Annotated in this window: 26 protein-coding genes and 3 tRNA genes; 8 read left to right on the top strand and 21 right to left on the bottom strand. The window is 47.6% G+C overall.

Going from position 1 to position 23,663, the window contains the following annotated elements; all coding sequences use genetic code 11:
* Positions 1-21: 21 nt before the first annotated feature.
* Entirely contained in the window at positions 22-366 is a 345-nt protein-coding gene (locus tag AC3WQ3_RS27720; protein WP_127541303.1) for a hypothetical protein, read from the top strand.
* Between the two features lie 215 nt (positions 367-581).
* Here the strand turns inward: AC3WQ3_RS27720 and AC3WQ3_RS27715 are convergent, their stop codons facing one another.
* The 4 genes from AC3WQ3_RS27715 to AC3WQ3_RS27700 all read right to left on the bottom strand — a co-directional run bounded on the left by AC3WQ3_RS27715 (position 582) and on the right by AC3WQ3_RS27700 (position 2,762).
* Positions 582-809, bottom strand: a complete 228-nt coding sequence (locus AC3WQ3_RS27715) for a cold-shock protein (RefSeq protein WP_095293549.1) — start codon at positions 807-809, stop codon at positions 582-584.
* A 188-nt stretch (positions 810-997) separates the two neighbouring features.
* Positions 998-1,198, bottom strand: a complete 201-nt coding sequence (locus tag AC3WQ3_RS27710) for a cold-shock protein (RefSeq protein WP_024633772.1) — start codon at positions 1,196-1,198, stop codon at positions 998-1,000.
* A gap of 393 nt (positions 1,199-1,591) precedes the next feature.
* Entirely contained in the window at positions 1,592-1,828 is a 237-nt protein-coding gene (locus AC3WQ3_RS27705) for a DUF6953 family protein (RefSeq protein WP_095293548.1), read from the bottom strand.
* Between the two features lie 145 nt (positions 1,829-1,973).
* Positions 1,974-2,762 carry a CPBP family intramembrane glutamic endopeptidase gene (locus tag AC3WQ3_RS27700; RefSeq protein ID WP_492474259.1) on the bottom strand — a complete coding sequence of 263 codons (789 nt, stop codon included), beginning with the start codon at positions 2,760-2,762 and terminating at the stop codon, positions 1,974-1,976.
* Positions 2,763-3,068: 306 nt separating this feature from the next.
* Here AC3WQ3_RS27700 and AC3WQ3_RS27695 point away from each other — a divergent pair, with 306 nt between their 5' ends.
* Entirely contained in the window at positions 3,069-3,740 is a 672-nt protein-coding gene (locus AC3WQ3_RS27695) for a phosphatase PAP2 family protein (RefSeq protein WP_492474258.1), read from the top strand.
* A 127-nt stretch (positions 3,741-3,867) separates the two neighbouring features.
* Here the strand turns inward: AC3WQ3_RS27695 and AC3WQ3_RS27690 are convergent, their stop codons facing one another.
* Positions 3,868-4,647, bottom strand: a complete 780-nt coding sequence (locus AC3WQ3_RS27690; RefSeq protein WP_492474257.1) for a helix-turn-helix transcriptional regulator — start codon at positions 4,645-4,647, stop codon at positions 3,868-3,870.
* A gap of 111 nt (positions 4,648-4,758) precedes the next feature.
* On the opposite strand from AC3WQ3_RS27690, the gene pyk reads away from it, so the two are divergent.
* The gene (pyk, locus tag AC3WQ3_RS27685) at positions 4,759-6,174 is read left to right on the top strand and encodes a pyruvate kinase (protein WP_154897018.1); all 1,416 of its coding nucleotides are present in this window, start codon (positions 4,759-4,761) and stop codon (positions 6,172-6,174) included.
* A gap of 102 nt (positions 6,175-6,276) precedes the next feature.
* Here the strand turns inward: pyk and AC3WQ3_RS27680 are convergent, their stop codons facing one another.
* On the bottom strand, positions 6,277-6,726 hold the full coding sequence (locus AC3WQ3_RS27680; RefSeq protein WP_127541311.1) for an SRPBCC family protein: 450 nt from the start codon (positions 6,724-6,726) through the stop codon (positions 6,277-6,279).
* A gap of 267 nt (positions 6,727-6,993) precedes the next feature.
* Between AC3WQ3_RS27680 and AC3WQ3_RS27675 the strand changes: the two genes are divergently transcribed.
* Both AC3WQ3_RS27675 and AC3WQ3_RS27670 read left to right on the top strand, forming a co-directional pair.
* Positions 6,994-7,731: a WecB/TagA/CpsF family glycosyltransferase gene (locus tag AC3WQ3_RS27675; RefSeq protein ID WP_492474256.1), complete on the top strand. Its 738-nt coding sequence runs from the start codon at positions 6,994-6,996 to the stop codon at positions 7,729-7,731.
* A gap of 74 nt (positions 7,732-7,805) precedes the next feature.
* Entirely contained in the window at positions 7,806-8,645 is an 840-nt protein-coding gene (locus AC3WQ3_RS27670) for a DUF6597 domain-containing transcriptional factor (RefSeq protein WP_492474255.1), read from the top strand.
* Here the strand turns inward: AC3WQ3_RS27670 and AC3WQ3_RS27665 are convergent.
* Together AC3WQ3_RS27665 and AC3WQ3_RS27660 are read right to left on the bottom strand one after the other, a co-directional pair.
* The gene (locus tag AC3WQ3_RS27665; protein WP_492474254.1) at positions 8,629-9,162 is read right to left on the bottom strand and encodes an MOSC domain-containing protein; all 534 of its coding nucleotides are present in this window, start codon (positions 9,160-9,162) and stop codon (positions 8,629-8,631) included. The two genes, AC3WQ3_RS27670 and AC3WQ3_RS27665, sit on opposite strands and share 17 nt — an antisense overlap.
* 101 nt (positions 9,163-9,263) lie before the next feature.
* Positions 9,264-10,484 carry an MFS transporter gene (locus tag AC3WQ3_RS27660; protein ID WP_492474253.1) on the bottom strand — a complete coding sequence of 407 codons (1,221 nt, stop codon included), beginning with the start codon at positions 10,482-10,484 and terminating at the stop codon, positions 9,264-9,266.
* 230 nt (positions 10,485-10,714) lie between these two features.
* Between AC3WQ3_RS27660 and AC3WQ3_RS27655 the strand changes: the two genes are divergently transcribed.
* From AC3WQ3_RS27655 to AC3WQ3_RS27645, 3 genes are all read left to right on the top strand, one after another.
* Positions 10,715-11,080 carry a DUF1304 domain-containing protein gene (locus AC3WQ3_RS27655; RefSeq protein ID WP_419720078.1) on the top strand — a complete coding sequence of 122 codons (366 nt, stop codon included), beginning with the start codon at positions 10,715-10,717 and terminating at the stop codon, positions 11,078-11,080.
* 120 nt (positions 11,081-11,200) lie between these two features.
* Positions 11,201-12,001, top strand: a complete 801-nt coding sequence (locus tag AC3WQ3_RS27650; protein WP_095293537.1) for a DUF4261 domain-containing protein — start codon at positions 11,201-11,203, stop codon at positions 11,999-12,001.
* A 289-nt stretch (positions 12,002-12,290) separates the two neighbouring features.
* Positions 12,291-12,650: a hypothetical protein gene (locus AC3WQ3_RS27645; protein WP_492474252.1), complete on the top strand. Its 360-nt coding sequence runs from the start codon at positions 12,291-12,293 to the stop codon at positions 12,648-12,650.
* Between the two features lie 36 nt (positions 12,651-12,686).
* Here AC3WQ3_RS27645 and AC3WQ3_RS27640 read toward each other — a convergent pair whose 3' ends face one another.
* From AC3WQ3_RS27640 to AC3WQ3_RS27580, 13 genes are all read right to left on the bottom strand, one after another.
* Entirely contained in the window at positions 12,687-13,214 is a 528-nt protein-coding gene (locus AC3WQ3_RS27640) for a GNAT family N-acetyltransferase (protein WP_492474251.1), read from the bottom strand.
* The gene (locus AC3WQ3_RS27635) at positions 13,211-13,708 is read right to left on the bottom strand and encodes a hypothetical protein (protein WP_492474250.1); all 498 of its coding nucleotides are present in this window, start codon (positions 13,706-13,708) and stop codon (positions 13,211-13,213) included. Before AC3WQ3_RS27635 ends, AC3WQ3_RS27640 begins: the two co-directional genes overlap by 4 nt.
* Before the next feature lie 42 nt (positions 13,709-13,750).
* On the bottom strand, positions 13,751-14,059 hold the full coding sequence (locus AC3WQ3_RS27630; RefSeq protein ID WP_492474249.1) for a hypothetical protein: 309 nt from the start codon (positions 14,057-14,059) through the stop codon (positions 13,751-13,753).
* A 283-nt stretch (positions 14,060-14,342) separates the two neighbouring features.
* Entirely contained in the window at positions 14,343-15,356 is a 1,014-nt protein-coding gene (locus AC3WQ3_RS27625; RefSeq protein ID WP_492474248.1) for a LacI family DNA-binding transcriptional regulator, read from the bottom strand.
* A gap of 126 nt (positions 15,357-15,482) precedes the next feature.
* A complete protein-coding gene (gene iolB / locus AC3WQ3_RS27620) occupies positions 15,483-16,289 on the bottom strand; it encodes a 5-deoxy-glucuronate isomerase (RefSeq protein WP_492474247.1) in 807 nt (268 codons plus the stop codon).
* A gap of 41 nt (positions 16,290-16,330) precedes the next feature.
* Positions 16,331-17,383, bottom strand: a complete 1,053-nt coding sequence (iolG, locus tag AC3WQ3_RS27615) for an inositol 2-dehydrogenase (RefSeq protein WP_492474246.1) — start codon at positions 17,381-17,383, stop codon at positions 16,331-16,333.
* Between the two features lie 86 nt (positions 17,384-17,469).
* Positions 17,470-18,945, bottom strand: a complete 1,476-nt coding sequence (locus AC3WQ3_RS27610) for a CoA-acylating methylmalonate-semialdehyde dehydrogenase (protein WP_281280821.1) — start codon at positions 18,943-18,945, stop codon at positions 17,470-17,472.
* 48 nt (positions 18,946-18,993) lie between these two features.
* Entirely contained in the window at positions 18,994-20,004 is a 1,011-nt protein-coding gene (gene iolC / locus AC3WQ3_RS27605) for a 5-dehydro-2-deoxygluconokinase (protein WP_154897008.1), read from the bottom strand.
* 189 nt (positions 20,005-20,193) lie between these two features.
* Positions 20,194-21,090 (bottom strand): myo-inosose-2 dehydratase, encoded by an 897-nt coding sequence (gene iolE, locus AC3WQ3_RS27600; RefSeq protein ID WP_492474245.1) that lies wholly within the window; start codon positions 21,088-21,090, stop codon positions 20,194-20,196.
* A 60-nt stretch (positions 21,091-21,150) separates the two neighbouring features.
* On the bottom strand, positions 21,151-23,016 hold the full coding sequence (gene iolD / locus AC3WQ3_RS27595) for a 3D-(3,5/4)-trihydroxycyclohexane-1,2-dione acylhydrolase (decyclizing) (RefSeq protein ID WP_492474244.1): 1,866 nt from the start codon (positions 23,014-23,016) through the stop codon (positions 21,151-21,153).
* Between the two features lie 315 nt (positions 23,017-23,331).
* A tRNA-Gly gene (locus tag AC3WQ3_RS27590) sits at positions 23,332-23,402 on the bottom strand.
* A 10-nt stretch (positions 23,403-23,412) separates the two neighbouring features.
* A tRNA-Pro gene (locus tag AC3WQ3_RS27585) sits at positions 23,413-23,486 on the bottom strand.
* Positions 23,487-23,494: 8 nt separating this feature from the next.
* A tRNA-Leu gene (locus tag AC3WQ3_RS27580) sits at positions 23,495-23,573 on the bottom strand.
* Positions 23,574-23,663: the final 90 nt, after the last annotated feature.

The raw sequence follows: 23,663 nt of genomic DNA, 5'->3' as shown, positions 1-23,663 counted from the left end.
CAAAATCTGAGGGGGATATGCATGCACAGAATTCATCCGGTATGTGAAGAGACGGTGTCTCCACACGTTGGACGCCCGGTATGTATGATTATGAAAGATGGCAAGCACATATACGGTACACTTGGAGGCTGCCGGGATGGCAAGATTTATGTCAGCGGAAGTTTCGAAGGCCCACGCTTGTGCTCTGTAAAATCCAAACAGCAGCTCCGCAGAAAAGGGAAAAACAACGCAGTTACCGCAAAAAGAGTAAAGTCTTCCGCCTATGGCCCTTACGGATACGGGTACGGCGGGGGTTACGGATACGGGGCCGGATATGATGTTGCGCTGGTAACCACATTATTGCTGCTTCCATTCCTTTTCATCTAAGCAATCACACTCACTAGCTATTTTAAAATAAAAATGCCCCTCATGATGGTACTGCCATGAGGGGTGTTTGTTATATTTCAATATTTCAAAACGAATAAAAAAAGGCATTCGCCAAAACGAATGCCGGGAATTTCATATTTCATTACCCGTACCTTTGCACAAGATGTCAGGTCTAAGTTAAAAAAAAACACCTCGTTAGAGGCGGGTAAGCTATGTTAAATCCGATTTCCTTTAGACATCGTCTTCATGTTACTGTTCGAATTTTCAAGCAATGGCAGCATCCTAGTCGTGCTAACCATCTCAGAAGCACATATCGGACAAGTTGGCACGCTATCAAACGCAAAATTGTCCCGCATCCATCCTTTGCACGTATCACTCGTACATTCCCAGATTGCCGCATCCGCTTGTGGAATTTCTTCCAATGGCTTTTTGCGATTATACATGACTTCTACCCCCTTGTTATGGAAAAACATCTAACCGACGTTATTTCACAGAAGCCTATACTTAGCGGAAGTCTTGACCCCGCTGGGCTACTGCCTCGACAACTTATTGGGCCGACTTACATCTATCTGCTCAAAAAAAAAGAAGCTGCCTTTACCATTATAACATGTTAAAGGCAGCTATGCTTTAATTACAGTTTTACAACTTCTTCTGCTTGAGGACCACGGTTTCCTTGTACAATTTTAAATTGCACGCGTTGACCTTCGTCCAGCGTTTTGAAGCCTTCGCCTGTAATAGCGCTGAAGTGTACGAATACATCTTCTCCGCCTTCAACTTCGATGAAACCGAAGCCTTTATCAGCGTTGAACCATTTTACTGTTCCGTTTTGCATGTGAATTACACCTCCAAATAAAGATTAACATGTTCCTTTGTTCTTTGCAGCAAGCAAATAAAAATTCACACATTGAAAAAGGTACCAGTCATAACCTATAAGTGATCGCCCTTTACAATATGTGAATTAGGTTTTCCACTCTCTCTACAACTTGTTCTTATTATAACTCTAATTCTGCCAAAAAGCAAATCTTTGTATTTTCTTTTCAAACAGCTTTGGAAATACATGTTATTCGTGCTGCCGTGGACAAGTCTTGTTCAAAAACACATCCGCTGCTGTGCGGTCTTATGAAAGGATATGCAGATCCGAACCAACTTATACATTTTTTATAAAATATTTTGGCATGCATATCCATTTCAATTAGATTCACTTATCCTATACATCGAAATGAACCTACGTCCAAGCCCACATAAAGGCATCCCGATCCCAGGCGATCTGCCCACCATGGAGCTTTCGGAATGCTTTTTTCACTTCTTTGGATAAAGAAGCATTCCCGTTCTCATTAACAAAAACAAATTCATCACCAAAATGAGTCTTCACGTATTCAATTGCTGCTTCCTGCTTCAATGTTCCGGTAAACTTAATCTCCTGAACCATCCATTCGGCGACTTCCTGTGCTGTTTTTTCCATCCTTAATCACCTGCTGTCTATTCTAATGTGCGAAAGGGGCTGACACAGGAAACCGAATCCAGTGTCACCCCTACCGCCAGACTGAAGTATAACACGAGTACATCACAAGTGCTAAATGCGGTTACCAAGGCGCCTTAGGAACGATCTAATGTGTAACTTCATGTCCAGCAGATCCCGCATCGGCAGAGATCCTTTTTTCTTTTCGAGCACTGTAGATCAACCATACACAATGAACGGCAAGAACGATTAACAAGAAAAGATCATAAGGAAGAGTATTCGTATCCTTGAGGTCATCACTTAGGAACTGGATCAAATTATGTATGAAGTGAAACAGAATCAAGGGAATGATGTTCCCGTTTTTCAGCATTAACAGCGCCAGTACAGCTCCGAGCAGTAATGCATAGATCAGCTGCAGCATCGTATCCGCCATACTTTGACCTGAGAGTGCATTCAACATATGTGTAATGGAAAATAAAATGCTTGAGGTCACTACCGCTGCCACTGCACTCTTGCGAAGTAATGTTTTGAAAATAAGTCCGCGGTATACGGTTTCTTCCACAAAGGCAACGAGCAGCGTAAAAAAGATAAAGAAGGTCACTTTCGCTAAAGTCAGCTCCGCAAAACCTTTCAGGGCGATTGTACCCAGTACAAGGAGTAGCGGAATATAATACTTTGCGTGCTGAACCGGGATGGTTCTTAGGGAACGAAACCCTGTCTCGGCCCACCTGCGCCGCAGGGTCAGATAAATGATGAGCACAACAGCCATTGGCGTAAAGGACATAAGCACTGGGGACGTGTAATCCAATTGCTTCACCGTCGCCACAGCCCCTGCTACAAATACAGCGAGCAAGAGCAGCAGTTCAATGATAATCACAGCCAGTACCGGTCTGCGTACGGAGAACGATGGTTTTTTTCCGGTTTGCGGGGTTGCCATGGGTGAATCAGCCTCATTTCATTGTCATTTATCGTTGTCATGAGAATCCGATATGACAATTTAGTTGTATCATATCAGTAAACTTTCGAGTATCCTTTTTTGGATAAATTTATAAAAGTAACAAAATAGAGACTTTCTCTACCCTCTTTTCCCCTAAAATCAGGTATGGCTTGTGTTCAAAACTGTCATCATAGTAGTACGAAAGATATTGGCTGCAGGGTTAACCCTACTCTGCAGCGTCTTATATAGAGAGAAAAAAGGTAAAATAACGAACGTGCATGATGCATAACAAATCAGGGGGTCAATATGAAAGAACTATTTCTGCGCTGGGGGCATCTGCTGGCTATACTCTGCATACCACTTCAAGGCACCATATATGTTTTTCTAGGCAGTAATCCGGGTGACAATGTCTTCTACAATTACGCTTGGATTGATACACAAATTCCATTTATCAAAGAATTTATCTACCCTTACATCAGTTGGATGCCTATTCTATACCTTGGCTTTATCTATCTGGGCCTGACGAATAAATCGTTATTCTGGCGTACACTACTGACCTATAATGTCGGGGTCATCGCGGCCAACATCTGTTTTGCAGTCTTTCCAACGCATGTCCCGCGGCCAATGGTCGGCGGAACCGATCTGAGCAGTACGTTAGTTCAGTTCATCTATGCCAATGATGCTCCATTCAACTGTTTTCCAAGCGTTCACTGCCTCACAAGTTATCTGCTGTTTATAATCATTAATCGGCATTTGAATTTCCGACCACTCGCCCGAATCTCCTGGTCAGTGTGGCTCTGGCTGATCATTGCTTCAACGGTGCTTGTAAAACAGCACTCCCTGCTGGATGTTGCAGGCGGAATTCTGTTTGCGGAAGCAGCGTATTGGGCCGTCCGGGCAGTCTTGGCCCGCAGCAGCCTTGCCCGCAAAAAAACAAAGCAGCGTGTAGGTGCCACCAATACAAGCAGCAATGCTTAATCACTTCTTAAAGACAGCAAGGATATATGCTGCATGAAATCAAAAGAGGGCCAGCGGCCCTCTTTTTTTGCACATCTATATATAGAAGAAACCAAAACCGACCCACCTCCAGGGTTAATGTTCCATCTCAAATCACAGGAGGACGCTCATGGAGCCAGTCGGAAGGCTGGGTTCCGGTTATGCGTTTGAAAATGCGGTAAAAGTACGACAAGTCCCGATAACCAAGAAATTCGGCAATCTCCTGAATGGACAACTGTGATTCGGTGAGGAGATATAACGCTCGTTTCATCCGCTGGTCATGCACATACTGGCTGATCGTTTGATTCGTCATGCTTTTGAACAATGCTGCAGCATAATTTGGCGTCTTGCCAATTGCATCTCCGAGATCATCCTTCGTTAACTTTTCCCGGTAATGGCGCTCGATGTATCGTTTCATCCGCTCTGCGTGCATATGTTTCTCTGGTGGGATAACTCCCCGGTCCAGTTCCCGATTCACATAAATCAACACTTCCATCAATAACGCCTGACTCATCATGACATAATAAGAAGGACGTTCCTGCCACTGCTGGTGAATCGCCTTCATGCGTTCATGAATCAACTCGTAACATCCTGGTCTATGCCTTAACGCTTCTTCCCGTTCTAATGCAGGCAATCCATCGGCATGATCTCCTTGCAAATGGACAACAATTTGAGTGTGCGTTACCGTAGGAATGCTTTTGCCATAGTAGGAGACATCACCGGGAATCAACAACAATTCCCCCTTCTCCATAATCTGTTTCTCGCCGTTCACCCAATATACACATTTCCCATATGTAACCAGGCTCAAGCGCCAGGTTCCTTCGGTTTGCACTGCTTCTTCGTACCAACCGACGCCATTAATATGCCTTACTTCTAACGGAGTGATCATAACTCACCTCATTACTGGACTATACTCCAATCATTGTACTATAGTTCATACCCTGATTCGACAGAAAACGCTACAATACACACATAAGCAAAATATGAGGAGGAAATCAGCATGTTGAAAACAAAGATTATTTGTACTATGGGACCTGCTTGTGACTCGATCGAAACGTTGAAAGTAATGATTCAGGAAGGCATGACGGTGGCCCGTCTGAATATGGCTCACGGTGAGCTGGAAGACCACGTTACCCGGATTAACAACATCCGCCAAGCAGCTTCCGAGCTGAACAAATATATACCTATTATGATGGACATCAAAGGACCGGAAGTTCGGATCGGCAAACTGAAAGAAGCATCCTGCCACTTGCAAGCAGGCAAAGAGCTGATTCTGACGACGGAAGAAATCCTGGGTGACGCAGAGCGCATCTCCGTAAACTATCCTGAATTGAATCTCGTTGTGAAGCCTGGCGATCGCATCCTGATTGACGATGGTCTGGTAGACCTGACTGTACTCTCTGTAGAAGGTTCGGATATTCATTGCAAAATCATCAGCGGCGGCATTCTTAAACCACGTAAAGGTGTAAACTTGCCAGGAATCAAAACGACTCTGCCGGGTGTAACCGAGCGTGACGTTATGCACATCGGATTCGGAATCGAAAACGATATCGAAATCATTGCAGCTTCCTTTGTTCGCAAAGGCGATGACATTCGTGAAATTCGCAGCATCCTGAAAGAGCGCGGTGCAGATCACGTGCAGATCATCTCCAAAATTGAAAATCAGGAAGGTATGACCAACCTGAACGATATTATTGAAGCTTCTGATGGTATCATGGTAGCTCGTGGTGACCTCGGGGTTGAAGTACCGATTGAAGACGTGCCTATGATGCAAAAAGAAATGATCGACAAATGTAACCGTGCAGGTAAACCGGTTATCGTTGCTACACACATGCTGGAATCCATGCAAGTTAACCCGCGTCCAACCCGTTCCGAAGTCAGCGACGTAGCGAACGCCGTTCTTCAAGGCGCAGACGTAGTCATGCTGTCCGGTGAATCGGCTGCAGGTAAGTATCCTGTTCAATCTGTTCGCACAATGGCTGCTGTTGCACGTCGTGCTGAAACGATGATTGATTACAAAGAGCAATTCGGTCAAAAATCAGCTGCACAAGTAGCCGACATTACGGAAGTTATCAGTCAGGGAGCTGTAAGTTCCTCTCTTGTACTGAATGCCAAAGCGATCATCACTTCCACAGAAAGTGGCTTCACGGCACGCATGATCTCCAAGTACCGTCCGAAAGCACCGATTATCGCCGTTACTCAGCATGAAGAAGTACTCGCTAAAATTTGCTTGCTCTCCGGCGTTATCCCAGTTATGGGCGACAAAGTAACGACGACGGATGAAATGTTCGAATCTGCTACACGTAACGCAATCAAAACAGGTTATATCGAAAAAGGCGACATTATCGTGTTGTCCGCAGGTGTACCTATCGGTCAATCCGGTAATACCAACCTGATCAAGGTTCAACAAGTATAATTCAATTCAATCGATACTGTTAAAATATAGACAAATAAAATCCACCGAAGGCTCGGCTGCCTTTCGGTGGATTTTTTATGTGACCAATCAGGTATATTTTTTTTACCAGCCGAAGTCCAAAGTTTTTCCCGTTTCTGCCCAGGTTTTGATACTGCTTAAAATCATCCACCAGCTGCTCTGCGCGTTTGCATAGGAAGGATGATTCTCCGTAAATTGATCATTGATCAAGGTCAGTTTGGTACATTCGCCCACGGTCTCGAGCTGGAAGACCACTCTGGATTCAAGATCTGTATGATTCGCATGATACGAGGGTCCGGGATGTTCCCGATAACTGAGTCTGGATAAAGGTTCGAACTCTAAAATGTCACCGTACACATGGACGGTTTCAGCACCATCATTGCCTGGTCCTACATAAGCAAACGGCTGGCCTGGTTGAAAATTGGAACGAAGTTCACTGCCAAAGAAACTGCTTCGTGTGCCGTCAGGTGAAATCAGGGCATTCCACACGTCTTCCAGCCCGGCATTGATATAAAATTCATATTTTAATTCCATGAACTCACTCCCTTATGCAATGGATATGCGATCTACCAACTCGCACTCCTATCCTATCGTTATACCCCTAACTTCGTATTGTAAAAACACGACAACCGGAAAAATAAGAGTAGAATTATAGAGAATCCCTTGTTCCATAACTGATAACTGAACCATATAGTTCTTTGTCAGAAGATCAGATATACTAAAATGGAATGAAATAACAGGAGTGGTACCATGAGTTTGCCCTATTCATTGGTGGGGCGTTCATCAGAAAGGAAGCAAAGCATGAGCCAAACTACGAATATTATGGGTATTTCTTTTCCCAACCTTACCATGGAGCAGACCGTCACCATTCTAGGCGATGTTGTAGATCAGCGTAGCACTGAACTCTTTCAAGTCATTACGGGAAACCCGGAAATCGTCATGTCGTGTCAAAAGAACCAAACACTCCGGGCGATCGTGGATCAAGCCGGACTGGTGACCGCTGATGGGGCAGGCATCGTGATGGTCTCACGCTTCCGAGGCGGGCAATTGACTGAGCGGGTAACCGGCTGTGATCTTTTATTCCGCTTAATGGAAGAGGGAAACCGGAAAAGTTGGTCCTTCTATTTGCTTGGAGCAGAAGAGAAGGTTAGTAAACGGGCAGCGGAAGTCATAGAGGAGAATTATCCGGGTGTAATCGTTAGCGGCAGGCACCATGGTTTTTTCTCAACGGATGAGGAAGAGCACATTGTGGAGGAAATTCGCAATGCACAACCAGACTTTCTTATTGTCGCACTCGGAGCACCGAATGCCGAGCACTGGATCGACAAACACCGCCATCTGCTGAATGCTCGTGTAGCCATTGGCGTCGGAGGAAGCCTGGATATCGTTGCAGGCAAGACCAAACGTGCCCCGGCCTCTTGGCAAAAGCTAAATCTGGAATGGTTGTACCGGCTGCTCAGCCAGCCCTCAAGATGGCGAAGACAGCTTATATTACCACGTTTTGCTGTTCGAGCACTGCTGTTCCGAGAGCAGAAGTGACCGGACAAGACCCATGTTTTTCTGTACCTGCGAACACAGGGATAGCCACATTAAATACAGAGGAGATGAACAAGATGGAATCCTCAACCCATATCAGCAGACCCAGCATGGGCCTGCTTCAACTGGACGAAGGCAAAAAAAGATATGAGCTGACACGGCATGCTCCTGCGGAAGCACTCAGTCCTTTTGTTAAACATTACTGGATGGTATCGTGGGATCTTACAGGTCTTGAATCCTATCCACAGCATGTGGTGCCCAATCCCTGTGTTAATCTGGTCGTAGAGCGAGGCAACACGTTTTTCTTCGGTCCTTCCGGACGCAAATTCTCCTATCTCATTCGCGGAAAGGGGCAGGTGTTTGGCGTAAAGTTCCGACCGGGAGGATTCTATCCCTTTGTTCGTCTCCCCGTCTCATCATTGTGTGAACGACCGTTAGAAGTTTCCCGTGTGCTTGACGCCAGCGCAGCTTCATTGGAAGAACAACTGCTCACAGATGGCAGTGATGTCGATAAAATCAGTTACATGGATCAGCTTCTATGTGCACATCTTCCCGCTGAGGATACCCAAGCGAGACTGGTTCACGATATCGTGCAGCAGATTGAACTGAACCGGGAACTGTTGAGGGTGGATGATCTGTCGTCGTTCTGGAACATTCATACAAGAAAACTCCAGCGCCTGTTCAATCAGTATGTAGGAATCGGCCCCAAAACGGTAATCAAGCTCTACCGACTGCAAAATGCAGCCGAACTGATTGACCGCGGTCTTCACTGCGATCTGGTTAAGCTATCTCAGGAGCTTGGATACCACGATCAGCCTCACTTCATCAAGGACTTTAAATCCATTATCGGGAGTACACCCGAAGAATACATCCAATCACGCAAAAACCTGCCCCCAAATATCAGGACAGGCGTATAACTTCAATCGTATCACCAGTGTGGATTGCACCTTCCCGCTCAACCGAGCAGACAATACCACGTTTTCTGCGGGCGGCAGGCACGAATTTTTTGCGCAAACCATCCTGTTCATAGACTTGCTCAATCACTTTCCCTGGATGAACACAAGGAAGATTCTCGCCTTCGCATATCAAACCTGTCCCGTCAGGAAACAGAAGCCGCGTTCCGGCAGGCAGCTCAGTTAAGCGGTCAATGCCACGAACCAGCATATTGGCACCAAGCCATTCCGGACGAATTTCGGGAATGTTCATTTTCTCTGCGATGAGAGCACATTCCTCCTCCGACACAATACTAATCTGCCGACGATTGGCAATCATCGTGCCCCGCTTATATATCTTCTGTCTGGAGTCCGCCGGACGCAGCAGGCCATAATGACGGTCTCCCGGTATTCCAGCAAGCTCAATATCGATTAACGGTACGGTCCGCGTAACAAACGTCGATGGATCGTCTGCAAGCAGCACGAATTGAACGGTTCCCATGCCAATCTCCTCTTTTCCATGAGTAATTCATCTCTTCGAAATATATTATTACCCAACAGGCGGACTTCAGCAATCGGCATTTGTTGACCCTGCAAATCAATTTACTCCGTGCTCCTCATCACGTGAGATCCGCTGACTTCCTTCCCCTTAGGTAACATCAGCAACAAAATGAACGCACCTGCCAGAAAGAGTACACCACTCACAGTAACTACTGTCGTTAGGTTCAATTGATTCATTAGATAACCTGCTGACGACATGCTAATAACCATCATGCCCATAAACACCGGAGTAACGGCCCCTCCCACTCGGCCAATAAAGGTCGTGTCCGTATTGCGCATAATCATCGTCTGAATGCCTACATGAATCCAAGGATAAAAGAAACCGTTAATCACCTGAGCAATCATGGTCAGCAGAATGTTGGTGGACCAGCCCATCATGATTGTTCCGAACGCACTGATCAGCAAACCTGAAGCGAGCAGCACTTGAGGCTGAAGTTTTTTGGCTGCACTCATGATGATTGCGCCCCCCACCAGCATGGCTGCACCATTAACCATGAGCAGCCACTGTAGAAAAGTTTTGTCCTGCCCCAGATTATCGATGACAACAAAGAGCATCAACGGTTGTATCAACCCTGCAGCCAGCCCGGCTACCGCAAAAGTCATGACCAGTGCCCGAAGAGCAACATTGGCATACACATATCGAAATCCCTCAGCCAGCTCTTGATGGAATGAGCCCCGAATGCCTGTAGCCACAGTACCCCCTTCATCTTTAGGTAACCGCGAGAGAACGAGCCCGGATAGCACAAACATCACAGCTGTAAGAACAAGAGATACTTCGATCCCGTAGTTCTGATAGATGACCGTTCCGATCATGGGACCAACCACCATAAAGACAGCAACCATCGTTTGAAACATGGCCATTACTCCCTGCAACCTCTCACCTGGTACATGCTGCTTGAACAGCTTCATTGCAGAGGGCTGTGAGAATTGTGAGAAAACGGCTGAAACCAAGGTACCCAACAACACTGAATACCAGGGACCAAATATTAAGGCAACCAGCACAACTACCGCAGAAAGTGAGGAAAACAGATCACACCACACCATGGTATGTTTGGGCCTCCAGCGATCAGCGAAGGTTCCTCCGATTATTGCAAAAATAAAGATGGGTGCATACTCGGCCACAGAGATCCATGATACGGCCTGCGGATCATTGTTGGTCAGATCAGTCACATACAAAAGTATGGCAAAATTGCGTACCCAGATTCCCAATTGCAGAAGTAATCGGGAAATGACTATGGTCCGTACATATGGATTACGAAACACTCTAACTCCTCCTTCGGACTTTTTAAACAACTAATTAAATTATTGTTTGTTTATTTATAGATAATATAATTTATTGTTTGTAAATAATCAATAATTTGTTTTCTCAAGTCGTTCTATAGTTATTTATTTCGCTCAATTTATTTGTGTAAAATTTAATTAATACTTTAAGTTGTAGATGCAAACATTTATACTGAGAAGATAATGAAATAAATTACATAAAAGAAAGCAAGGTGTTCGTATTGATTGGTTCAGTTTTTGTGGCTCTGGTAGCCATTGAACACATTTACATCATGATCATGGAGATGTTTATGTGGACGCGTCCACGTACAATGAAAACCTTTGGCCTCACACCAGAATTCGCAGAGTCAACCAAATCTCTGGCAGCTAACCAGGGGCTTTACAACGGTTTTCTGGCAGCGGGGCTAATCTGGGGATTGGTGTATCCAGACTCGGTGATTGGTCAGCACATTCAGATCTTCTTCCTGGCTTGTGTCATCATCGCAGCCCTATACGGAGGAGCAACTGCTTCCCGGTCTATTATCGTCAAACAAGGATTGCCAGCAATGATCGCATTGCTTCTGGTGCTTTTCCTCTAATCAGCTCTTGAGTGGTAACTCACTGCCCTTATTCATTACAGACCAGAGTATGGTATGGTAAGGTAATAATGGAATCAGTTATACCCATTACCGTGATGGATTTGGAAAGGAGAATGTCTCATGGGACTGTTTGACAAGCTTCGGCGTCGCAAAAAGGAACCTGTATCTGTAGGCGGAGCCGTCGAATCTTCTTCACATAGTGAAACCATTGTTGGTTTTGTCCTTTTGGAACAGGATGACTGTGATTTTGATCAATTCATCCACACGATGAAGAAGGATTGGGATATTAATATTGAAGAGAGTTCGGAAGAGGGTAACCTTTTCTTTGAGGTAGATGGGATGCAGGTGGTATGTGCTTATATCGGTGCACCTGTTCCTGACCGGGAAGTAGAGGAGAACGCCAAATTAAATATATTGTGGCGTGAAGCCGAACAAGTGACTTCCAGGCATCAATCACAGATTATCGTCTCTGTTCTGAATGCACCGGATGCGATCCAGGGACATATCCTGTTTACCAAGACAGCAAGTGCACTGTTACAGCTTGACCATGCACTCGCCATATATTTGGCACCACTTGTTGTTGAGGCACGTCAGTATGTTGAGACAAGTTATATCCTCAAGCAGGACGAGCTGCCTGTTTCCCTATGGATTTTTATCGGAATGTATCAGAATGCGGAAGGCGCTTCAGCTTATACCTATGGATTGCGTAACTTCGGAAAAGAAGAGATCGAGATTATACATTCAGCCAACCCATTAAGTGATGTATTTGAAATGATGTTTATGACGATGACCTATGTGGTTGAAAATGACGTCACGTTGCATGATGGGGAGACCCTCGGGTTTACAGCTGAGCATAAGCTCCCGATTACCCGTTCCAAGGGAGTAGCTACAGAAGGCAGCAGTCTAAAGATCGGATATTAATTAAAATGTAGTCATATAAGAAGCAACCCACAGGGGCAAGCTCAGCATCCCCCTATCTGTCTCCTGAAATAAATAGAGCCGTCCAGAGCAATAACCTGGGCGGCTCTATTATTTTTGAAGCCGCTATTTCACTCTCATCCTAGATTCCCTAAAATTAACTCTGCTAGTATAAAAATAGTTCATAAGTATTATATAATCTCAAAAATTTGTTTCAACACCCGATTTTCGGGTATAATTAATAGGTCAATAGACTTATATATTACATAATTTTTTCGAGGGAGTTGCCTGTATGTCTGTACGACGTTTGGATTCAAAGGAACCTATTATTGAAATAATCTGGGATGGCATGGTTTCCCCTGAAGAAGTAGAACAAACGAATCGGGAAATTCAAAATATTGCGCAGCAATTGAATAATTCGTTTGATGTACTGGTGGACATGCGGAACATGAAGGCTTTCTCCCAAGAAACCAAAGAGAAAATTGTGGAGCACCAAAAGCTGCTCACACAATGGGGTATGAGACGTGCGAGTGTAGCGGTCGGCAGTGCCATTGCGAAGATGCAGCTGAATCGAATCTCCAAGGAATCGGAGCATCAGACGGAATTCCAATGGGAAACATATGATGAAGCACTAGCATTTTTGACGAAATAAGAGAAGCGTTCCCTTATGGGAACGCTTCTTCTATATTCATATCCATTTAGACTCCGGTAGGACTAAAAGGGCTGGATGAAGCCGACATAACATGGTGACCGATGTACCACACATCCCAATCTCCTCGAATCCAAAACGCCGGTAAAGTCGGATGGCTGCATTGTCTGGATCTACGCTGAGCGACACGGCCTCAATCCCCCTCTGCCGGGCTTCTTTCAATGCCGCTTGTATCAGAAGAGTGCCCATTCCTTTTCCACGTGCTTCCTCAATGACTGCCATGCCCATCTCTGGTGTAGCAGCGTTCACGTAACCGTATCCGGCATTGTGCTCATCATACAAACGTAAAGTGATCGAACCCAGTTTCCTGCCTAATGGACCTACCGCGATATATCCAAAATCCCCTGTTCTTCCCCAGCCTTCCACGTACTTGGATAGTTCTGCAGAATGTACAATCCCAGGTTCCAACGGTGCATCACCCGCCTGGGTATGCAGGGAAGCGTATAACATCTCCCACAGGAACGGAACATCTTCCGTTTCAACAGGACGCACATGGTACTTGGTCATGATTCTTCCTCCTTTATTCCCTCAAAGAGGCGCTCTATCTTGTACCAATTCATATCTTGCGACACCTTATAGTCCTGTAGTTTATCTCGCGTATCATTACCGTCATAGATCGTCATTGAATGTTTGTTATATAAGGTGATTCCATAACCATTGATTTCACGTTCCTCTTTGTTAATCATAAGACGCCACTCATAATAATAGGGAGATTCCCGTTCTGTATCCCTCTGATTAATCTTCTTCAATTCAATGTCTTTATAGTCCTTCAGAAAGTCCTGAATTTCCCCCGCATCCTTGATGACCACTTCCTCCCTGTCCCCCGATGTACTTGAAAATCTCGTGATTTCTAACCGGTCGAATTTGTCCAGCATGGTCATGTGATCCGTAACCTCTGCCCGAAACGTGGTATGTTGTTTAGATATGTATACAGGTATCGCTGTAGCTACTAAGGCAAGTAAAATAACGATACCCAGCATCAGCTTTCTTTTTCTACTCATAAATCAACCTCCTCTCGTTAACCTATATGCACCTGAATCAATCTATAATTGGAAAAATCCTGATCCGCTAAAATGATGTGGCTCCTTTGCCCTCTGATGCTGGGCTTCCCATTCTCTTTGTGTATATCTCTCTTGAAACTGTTCAGGAGATAGTTTCGTAACTTCCCAGTCCATCACATTAGTTTGAGGAGGATCCTGTGTGAGGGATTCTACTGCTGATTCTGTAGTGATCTCCTTCTGACCAGAAGAAAAATCCAGTAGCAATAAGCCCACAATGAAACATATGGATGCAGCAAGTCCCCACCTTTTAATAAAATCACCTATCTTTCTCACCCTAATTTCGTATAACAATTGGATATCATATGTTACTTTCAGTATACCATTTCATCCATATATTGTTCTATATTAATACATCCATCCAAACCAACATATTGAACATTATAGCTACCCTATGCGAAAAAATAGCTTACCTCCCCCTACCAAGCAGCAGCTGGATTACATCATACCAATTGGATTTCATCATGCCTTCTGGTCCCGTGGTCCACACGGAATAAGCCGAATCCATCCTCCTACGAGGTTGAATACGGCTTGTTTGTATGTCTCACCCGAGCGGATGTGATGCTGGATCCCTGAATTAAGAACGAATGGAGACATCCCCCGTTGACTCTCTGATCACCAGCTCGGGTTTCAGAACCAATTTCTGTGGCCGTTTGTGCTCATCCTTCAACTCATCGATCAGCAGATCCACAGCACGATGCCCCAAATCCTCAATAGGCTGGGCAACCGTCGTAAGCGGTGGATTGGTCACGGATGCGAGAATGGTATTGTCGAATCCGATGATGGAGACATCTTCAGGGACTCGCAGGCCGAGCTCTTTTGCTGCCTGCAACGCACCAATGGCCTGCATGTCATTACAACAAAATATGCCGGTTGGCCGGGTGGTTTGCCCGAGCAGCACAAGCACCTCCTGTTTGGCTGATTTTATGTCCGCGGTTGATTCCCTGACCTGGGAAGATTCAAGAGCAAGACCTGCTTCCTCCACTGCTTCCCGGAATCCGCGTATACGTTCCTTACTGCTGCTGACCTTGAGGGGCTCTGACACCACCGCAAGGCGGGTATGACCGAGCTGAAGCAAATGCTGCGCAGCCAGTGCGCCTCCGAGCCTGTCATCGATTGTAACGGTGTGCACCGAGAGGGATGGCAGTTGACGGGCGATTAAGGCAACAGGTATGGATTGCTGCAGAAAGGGTGACAAAATCTCAGCATTATCAATACCCGTTCCGATCATCATGCCATCGACTCTTTTTTGCTGAAGCAAGTTCAAATAGCGCTCTACCCGCTCGTCCTTATTGTCCGTGCTGCAGATCACGACACTGTACCCCAGCTGACGGCTCCGGTCTTCTACCGCTCTGGCAAGCTCGGCAAAATAGGGATTGGATATATCGGGTACAAGCAGACCGAGCGTATAGGTTTGCTTGCCTGTAAGTGCAGCTGCAATCGCGCTAGGTTGATAGTTAAGGCGCTCCATGATCTCCATAACCTCAGCGCGCCGCTTTTCACTAATTTTCCCTTTGCCGTTAATGACCTGTGAGACTGTGGCAATGGATACGCCCGCCTCTCGTGCAATATCATAAATGGTTGCTTTCATTGTTAATTCCCCATCTGTGCTATATACAAGATCCTTATATATAGGTAATCGTTTTCTTCTCATTATGCAGGGGGAAGTCTGCATTCGCAACTCGAAGCCACACTATAAGATGCTGATGAGACCGCATTACCTTTTCATTAGCCAATCATGGTCAGGGTCATTATAAAATTTCCAGGTTCGAGTCGGGCCCGCCATCACATTAAGGTAATACACCTCATATCCCGGTGGAGCACCTACTGGGTGGTATCCGCAAGGGACAAGCACAACTTCACTGTTGTTTACTGCCAGTGTCTCATCCACTGACCGATCATCCGTGTAAATGCGTTGAATGGCAAACCCCTGCTCGGGCTGCACCCGGAAGTAATAGGTCTCCTCCAGCAGTGATTCTTCAGGCAAGGCATCCCGGTCATGTTTATGCGGCGGATAACTCGACCAATGTCCATCAGGCGTAAATACTTCAACGACGAGCAGACTGTCCGCTTCCTTCTGTTCCGGTAATATGTTATGAATCTGGCGCTCCAGATTGCCATACCCGCGGGTCTCTACTCCAACGTCTTCCGGTGTGATGAGACGAGCTGGATATGTTCCTTTGCCTGGTGCCGCACATATGGCTATTTCCAATGCCGAAAGAGCCTTGATCTCCACCTGATCGGAGCTAGAGACATAGACGGAATAAGGAGGTGTTTTCTCAAATATGCTCATTCTCTTCCCAACGTTCTCCCACGCATGCTCCCGCGTACTTATATTGGCCAGCCCGCTAAGCAGTACGATACAGAGTTCCTGATCACCGCTCTCGCGGGTGAAGGATTGCCCTTCTGCAAGCTGTACTACCTGAAACCCAACATATTGCCAACCAGCAGACTCTGGAGTTACGTGTATAAGCGTGCGGTCCCCCTCCAAATGTCCTGCCGGTTTTACGATACGTTCTGACATGCTGCAGCCTCTCCTTTCTGTGCGCACGCTGAAATGAATTTTTAGGGCGATGCAGTTTGAGATTCCATTGTCACCCCGGTGACTTCTCGCAGCTTGACAGGTCTCCCCTGTTCCATGGACATCCTTGCAGCCAGTGCAATCCGTTCAGCCTGAACCGCATCATGGCCGTCGACAGTAACAGGTGTATCCTTCAGGATCGCTTCAATAAAAAGGGCCGTCTCCTGCACGTAAGCCTCATTGTATCTTTCCAGAAAAAAGTGAAGCGGTTTATCCCGCATAAGCCCTGCCGCTGTACTAATCTCTGCCGTATTGGGATGATCGTTTGCAGCTGCTGCACTGCCCAATGAGCCAAACACCTCGGCACGCTGATCATATCCATATAACGCTTGGCGGCTGTTATCAATGACCCCGATAGCTCCATTTTCAAAACTCATCGTCACAATGGCTGTGTCCACATCTCCATGCTCTGCAAAAACAGGGTGGATCAGCACATTCCCTTGGGCATACACTTCCTCTACTTCACTTCCCGACAGATAACGTGCCATATCAAAATCGTGAATCATCATATCCATGAAAATCCCGCCAGATACCCGGATATACTCCGCGGGCGGCGGGCTTGGGTCCCGTGAAGTGATTTTGATAATATGCGGATCACCGATCGTCCCATCCTGCACGTGGTCCCGCACCCGTTTGAAGTTGTGATCGAAACGGCGGTTGAATCCGATTTGCAGCTTCACGCCAGCCTTTTGCACAGCCGCTACAGCCGCTTGGGTTTGAGCCAAATCCATACTGACCGGCTTCTCGCAGAAAATATGCTTGCCCGCTTGCGCTGCTTGTTCAATTAAGGGTACATGCGTATCCGTCGAGGAGCAGATCAGCACAGCATCCACGTTCGGCATCGAGATAAGCTGACTGCTGTCTGTCGTTACAACCGAAATTCCCCGGACGGAGGCCCAAGCCTCCAGCTCAGGCCCCGCAAACAAATCACTGATTCCTACAATTTCGGCATGCGGGTTGCGTAGGAGATTGTCTGCATGAATTTTACCGATCCGCCCGGCACCGATAATGCCAATTCTCACTCTGTCCTTGCCCATTTTGTTATCCTCCCTGTCCCTGTTCGCTCGCTATAGGATGAGGTCTCCCTCTTGGTCTGGCTTATCCCTAGGATTGTTACCAGTGGTTACCAGCGGGCCGTCACCATCTTTTTGCGCGTATAAAATTCAACACCATCCGTACCGTTGGCGTGCAGGTCACCGTAGAAGGATTTCTTCCAGCCGGAAAAAGGGAAAAAGGCCATTGGCGCAGGTACGCCCAGGTTAATGCCAAGCATGCCTGCATCAATCGTTTCACGGAATTGTCGCATGCTGGCCCCGCTACGAGTGAACAGGCACGCCCCATTGGCAAAGTCGGAACGATTCGCCAGCTGGATTGCTTCCTCGAGCGTATCTACTCTAGATATGGAGAGCACAGGGGCGAAGATCTCATCCTTCCAGATTTTCATGCTGCTCTGAACCTCGTCGAATATGGTGGGTCCAACAAAATATCCGGATGTGCTTGCCGCTTCATCCTTGCGGCCATCACGGATCAAGGCTGCGCCTTCCTGTTCTCCAGATTCAATGTAGCTGAGCGTACGTTCTTTATGCGGACCTCGAATGACCGGACCGAGGAACACACCCTCATCTAAACCATTGCCTATTGTGATGTTGTCCGCTGCTTCCACCAGCTTTTGGACCAACGCATCTGCAATATCACCAACGGCCACGACAACCGAACAGGCCATGCAGCGTTCTCCGGCTGAGCCAAAAGCTGCACTGGTGATCTCCTTCACCGTCAGGTCAAGGTCGGCATCCGGCATGACGATCGAGTGGTTTTTGGCACCGGCGAGTGCCTGCACCCGTTTTCCGTGCGCGGATGCAGTAGTGTAGACGTATTCAGCCACAGGCTGTGAGCCGACAAAAGAGATGGCTTGAACATCCGGATGTTCAAGCAGTCCATTCACGACGTCATGCGCACCGTGAACGATGTTAAGTACACCGTCCGGAAGCCCGGCTTCCTTGAACAGCTCAGCCAGGCGCCCTGCGAGCAGCGGTGTTCGTTCAGAGGGCTTCAGCACAAAAGTATTCCCGCACGCAATGGCCAGCGGGAACATCCAGCACGGTACCATCATTGGGAAGTTGAAAGGGGTGATCCCCCCTATAACGCCGATTGGGTACCGATACATGCCTGATTCCAGCCCTGTGGCGATATCAGGCAGCTGCTTGCCCATCATCAGGTTCGGGGCACCCGCCGCGAATTCGACGCATTCAATGCCCCGCTGTACTTCCCCGTAGGCTTCAGCATAGCTTTTGCCGTTCTCCAATGTAACCAGCCGGGCAAGTTCTTCCCAGTGTTCTACCAGCAACTGCTGGTAGCGGAACAAAACACGCGCACGGCGAGGAACTGGCGTGCTGCTCCAGGATGGGAATGCCTCTCTTGCCGTTTGGACCGCGAGATCCACGTCTGCCTGTTCTGACAGCGGTACGTGTGCAATGACTTCCTCCGTAGCCGGATTCATGACCGGCTCGGTTCGGGTTGCCACCGGGGCTACCCAGGCACCCCCGATCCAGTTTTGTACCATCGTCACGGTTGTGGACGCTTCCGAAATTCCTTTTCCCATAGCCCTGTCTCCCTTCGCTTATATATGTTGCAGCCATTCCTTATTGATTCAGGACACTATAATCTCGCCCCGATTACAGCGATCAATATAGTCATTCACCTGTTCCACCGTTGGCATCGCATCCGAGCAGCTGTGACTAGAAATGACGATACTCGCTGCTGCACTGCCGTACGCCATACTGCGTTCAATCGTCCAGTTCTGCATTAATCCGTACAGGAATCCTGCTGCATAGGAGTCGCCAGCTCCAAATGTTTTCACCACACGCGCTGGGTAGCTGTCTGCACGATGGGATAACCCCTCGCGGGTATAGGCAATGGATCCTTCCTTGCCATGCTTGATAACAACAATTTTTGCTGAGTAGTCAAACCACTTTTGCGAGGTCACCTGATCGCTGCGCTGTGTATTATGGTCAAACGTCTCCATCATGTCGAATTCCTCACGGGTACCCAGGATGATATCGCATTTTTCGGCTGCAAGGTTGTAATACACTGCTGTTTCTTCCGCCGATGTCCAGGTGTAGGGACGATAATCGAGATCAAATACAATAACGGTTCCATGTTTTTTTGCATACGTTAGTGCCTGAAATACCGCTTCACGAGATGGACTCTGGGCAAGAGCCGTTCCGGAAATTAGCAGTACTTTGGAACCCTCGATCAGCTGCTCCTGCACTTCACGAGCTTGTAACAGCAGATCAGCTACATGGTCTCGGTACATCAGTATGCTGCAGTCGGTTGGACTTTTGATCTCGGTAAAAGCAAGCCCTGTCACTGCTCCTGTGTCATCGGTTACCACATTGGACGTATCAATTCCGTTTCGTTCCAGATAACTATGGATGAACCTTCCCATCTGGTCATTGGCGATTTTCCCGATAAAGGCCGTCTCCATGCCGAGCCTGGACATGCCAATCGCAATATTGGCCGGAGATCCACCTACATACTTCGTAAACGTCATCGTCTCTTCCATCGGACGGTTAATCTCATTGGCGTTCAAGTCAATGCATAGTCTTCCGATTGCGGTAAAATCCGTCTTCCTGGAAGCAGGAAAGGAAACGTAAGCCATGGCTCAGAACCCCTTTCTGTAAATGGAATAGTGTTCTAGATTGAAGGTGCTGAACGATCCAGATAAAGCATACTCTTCTCACCGAATACACCTTCTGTCTACATTGGTATTTTGATATGCACCTATGAAAAACACCTTCGTTACCTAACCCTATGGAAATCATAATAAACTCATGCCGAATTAGATGGTCTACCTAATTAATGAATTCATGTACAAGAGGGAACGTTTCGCATACTCATATGGGTTATGAATGGCAGGATCCTGCTCGCCTTCAAGCATCGCCCACCCATCGTATCCCCGATCAACCAATTCCTGCAGAATTGGTGCAAAATCAATGCATCCATCCCCGGGTACAGTAAATACCCCTTTGCGAATACAGCCGACAAAATCAGATTGTGCTGCCCGTGCCTCATCCAGAACCTCCGGACGGATATCTTTTAAGTGAATATAGGCAATCCGGTCATAATGCTTACGCAGCAGAGCAAGTGGATCAGCTCCCCCGTAGTAGGCATGACCCGTGTCATAAAGCAAGTAAACGAGAGTAGGATCGGTCAATTCCATCAACCGGTCGATCTCCTCCGGCCGTTCCACTACAGTGCCGCCATGGTGATGGTATGTCAGTTTCAATCCATGTTCTCGTGCAATGGCACCCGCCTCGTTCAACCCTTCAGCAAGGATGTGCCACTCGGATTCACTGAGTCTTAGCACTTCCTTCTCATGCGGAGTCCGCCGTGGATCAAAATGCAGGGAACCCCCGACCTCTGCTGTACTAATCACCGTACTACCCATCGATTGCAGAAACTCCGTGTGTCTGCGATAGCTGTCCAGCTCTGATTTCCGGAATGCCGGGTCGGAGAGCAATACCGACTTCCACTGGGAAACGAGACGGATATTGCGCTTATCTAATTCCTCACGCAGTGCGGCTGGATCCGTTGGATATTTGCGCCCCATCTCCGTACCAGTCAGTCCGAGTCGCTGAATATCATCCAAAATCTGCTCACACGTCGTGTTGTCTCCATGCTCCTTCACATCCTCGCCGACCCAGTTGATCGGATGAATCCCGAGCTGAAATGGCAGCTTGTTCATGGCTCCACATCTCCTTTATTTGAGTACAGCATCTTGTCTGTTCAGATATACAGTGCTGAATTAAATGAGCTTTGCTTTGGCACGGCTGGCTTGCATGGCATGATGAGCATTTACCACCTTTTGTTCCGTTGATACTTCCGGCACGCCAACATTCCACCAGGATTCATATCCTCCTGCATTGGTCCCTGGTACAACCGGAATCTCGATAAGTGTAGTCACACTCTCTTTCCTTGCATCCCTGAGTGCCTGCTCCAGCTCCTCTGCTGTTTCCGCTCGATATGCTTGTGCTCCCAGACTGCGGGCATGTGCTGCAAAATCCATCGGCATGTAATCCCCTGTCAGTCGTCCACTCTCCGATTCCCTATAACGAAACTCGTTGCCGAATCCGTCACTGCCGTGCTCACGCTGCAAATTATGAATGCATTGGAATCCATTGTTATTGAATAGCAAAATGGTGAACTTCTTCTGTTCCTGCAGGCTGGTCACCAACTCGGAATGCAGCATCAGGTAACTACCGTCACCAACCATGGCATATACTTCCCGATCCGGCTCGGCGAGCGCTGCTCCAAACGCACCACTCACCTCATAGCCCATACAGGAGAAGCCATATTCCATGTGATACGTCTTCGGTGCTGCCGCTCGCCACAGGCGATGCAAATCTCCGGGCAGGCTTCCTGCCGCACACACGATGATGGAAGATGGATCAATGGTCCGATTAATAATTCCAACGGCGGTGGTCTGTGCCAAGCCAGCTTCGTGCTTTAGTTCATACAACCGATCTACTTCTCGGTTCCATTCACCCCGCAGATCAGCAACCTCAGATGGGCCGTAGCCGCTACGGTATCCCCGTTCCTGCATTGCCGTTTGCAGGGCTTGCAGACCTTCCCGTGCATCTGCCAGGATGGCTTCCCCGCCCAGCTTGGCTGCATCCATACCGTTCAGATTTAGGTTGATAAATGTCACTTCAGGATGCTGAAAAGCGGATCGGGACGCCGTCGTGAAATCCGAGAACCGGGTGCCGACGCCGATCACAACATCTGCTTCTCTAGCAAGTCGGTTTGCCGCCAGAGAGCCTGTAACCCCGATGGCCCCCACGTTGAGTGGATGGTCCCAGGACAGTGCACTCTTGCCAGCCTGGGTCTCGGCAACCGGAATGCCGAATGCCTCGGCGAAGGCAGCGAGCTGAACAGACGCCTCGGAATACAACACACCGCCGCCAGCAACCAGCAGCGGCTTCCTGCCACGGGCCAGCTGTTCCGCAGCCCGTTCAATGGCTGCCTGAACCGGGGGGCGGCGGTCCAGGTAATGCACCTTGCGGGCGAAGAACGCTTCCGGGTAATCGTACGCCTCTGCCTGCACATCCTGCGGCAGTGCCAGCGTAACCGCTCCCGTCTCCGCTGGATCCGTGAGAACACGCATTGCCTGTGTTACAGCAATCATTAACTGTTCAGGACGTACAATGCGATCCCAATACTTGCTGACCGCTTTAAATGGGTCTGTAGCCGAGACGGTATAATCACTGCTCACCTCAAGCTGTTGCAGTACTGGGTCCGGCTCACGTGTGGCAAAGTTATCTCCAGGAAGCAGAAGTACAGGAATCCGGTTCACGGTCGCTGTTGCAGCTGCGGTAATCATATTCAACGCACCTGGGCCGATCGATGTGGTACACGCGTATATTTGCCTGCGATTCTTCTGCTTGGCATAAGCCGCTGCAGTGTGTACCATACCCTGTTCATTCTTGCCTTGCATGTACGTCAGACTTCCTGGGCTGCGTTCCAGTGCCTCTCCTATTCCTGTAACATTACCGTGTCCGAAAATACCGATAACACCCTTCACGAATTTGGTCTCCACACCATCTACGGAAATATACTGCTGATCCAGATAGCGGAGCAGTGCCTGGGCCATGGTCAGCCGGATCGTTGTCATGGGTTTCGTCTCCTTTCCCTTTACGGGTAAAGCGCTTAATCTACGTTAAGTTTAAGCGCCTTACCCACAAAGGTTAAGCGCTTAATTGGTATAGTATTACATCATGGCTAAATAGGCAAGATATTTTTTGTAAGCGTTTTATAAAAAATGAGGGCTAATCTGATCTACACGCTGCCAATCAACATATCACAGGGTGAGTTGTATTTGTTCAAGTTCAAAAGGATGTAATTGCAGAGAGTATGTAGTCTGGTGAAAACCCTAAAAGCACAAAAAAAAGAAATGATCATGATCATCTCTTTTTTCTCTATATCGGTAAGCGGGTGATGGGAATCGAACCCACGCTATTAGCTTGGAAGGCTAAAGTTCTACCATTGAACTACACCCGCGAAAATAATATCGGGATGACACGATTTGAACATGCGACCCCCTGGTCCCAAACCAGGTGCTCTACCAAGCTGAGCTACATCCCGTTATGTTATACCGGCGAGAGGACTCGAACCTCCACGGTTTCCCACTCGATTTTGAGTCGAGCGCGTCTGCCATTCCGCCACGCCGGCATATGAAGTTATAAATGGCGCGCCCTGAGAGATTCGAACTCCCGGCCTTTTGATTCGTAGTCAAACGCTCTATCCAGCTGAGCTAAGGGC

Source organism: Paenibacillus sp. FW104-T2 (genome assembly GCF_058789975.1).
This window is presented reverse-complemented; position numbering and strand designations above follow the sequence as displayed.